Below are 1,111 nucleotides of genomic sequence, written 5' to 3' on the forward strand. Positions count from 1 at the left end.
TTGAACAGTATGAGGATATAGTCCGCCTATATGTAGAGATGGAACGAAAGAATCATCGTTGTCCTGCATGTAATAACTGGACCCGTCGGGTCCATGATTATCGGATACAGAAAATTCACCACTTGAAATGGTTTGAACGGAAAACACAGATTTTCTATAAACGGCGTCGCTATTCATGTGAATGTGGGAAAAGGTTTTCTGAGAAGAATCCAATTGTAGAGCGTTACCAACGAACTTCTATAGAGTGGAATCAAGCTGTATCAATCAGGGCTATTAAAGGAAAAACCTTTAAGGAAACCGGGGATCATTATGGGACCTCTTCAACAACGATTGTTCGGCGGTTTGATTGCTTAGCGAATAGTGAAATTAAAGAAGTAGAGCAACTACCGAAAGTTATTGCCATTGATGAATATAAGGGTGATACGAGGGAAGGTAAGTATCAACTAATCATTGCGGATGGAATAACTAAAAAGCCTTTAGATATCCTACCTAACCGTTACAAGAAGACAATTAAAAGATATCTTCAAAAGCACGGAAATGATGTTCAGGTAGTTGTTATGGACATGAGCCAGTCTTTTAAAGCAGCTGTACAACAAGCATTAGGTCGCCCTGTAATTGTCGCAGATCGATTTCATTTTTATCGCTATATCTTTTGGGCATTAGATGGAGTCAGAAGACGAGCACAACAGGAATTCCACGAATATGATCGTAAGAAATGTAAACGAATGAAGTATGTTTTTCATAAGGCCCAAAGTGAGTTAACTGATGAGGAGCAATGGCATTTAGATAGGTATTTAGAAATGTCAAAAGATCTTAAAGTCGCATATGAGCTAAAAGAGGCCTTTCGGTCTTGGTTCTACAGAGCAAAAGAAATAGGTCAAGAACAAATCACGCAAGTGAAACAAGAACTAAAGGATTTTTATCAACTGGTTGAGGCTTCTGAAATTCCAGAAATGAAAAAGGCCATTCAAACCATTCAAAACTGGCAAACCGAAATTCTTAATAGTTTTGCATATAACTTTTCCAATGGTTTTTTGGAAGGGATCAATAACTCAACCAAAGTATTAAAACGAAACGCATTTGGCTTTAGAAGCTTTAAACGCTTTAGAGC

General features: G+C 37.8%; 1 protein-coding gene. It reads left to right on the forward strand.

The features are described from left to right. A partial coding sequence (locus MLE14_RS22305; RefSeq protein ID WP_243300548.1) for an ISL3 family transposase occupies positions 1-1,111 on the forward strand: 1,111 nt, incomplete at both ends.

This window comes from Bacillus litorisediminis, assembly GCF_022808645.1.
GTDB classification, from domain to species: Bacteria; Bacillota; Bacilli; order Bacillales; family JC228; genus Bacillus_BF; species Bacillus_BF litorisediminis.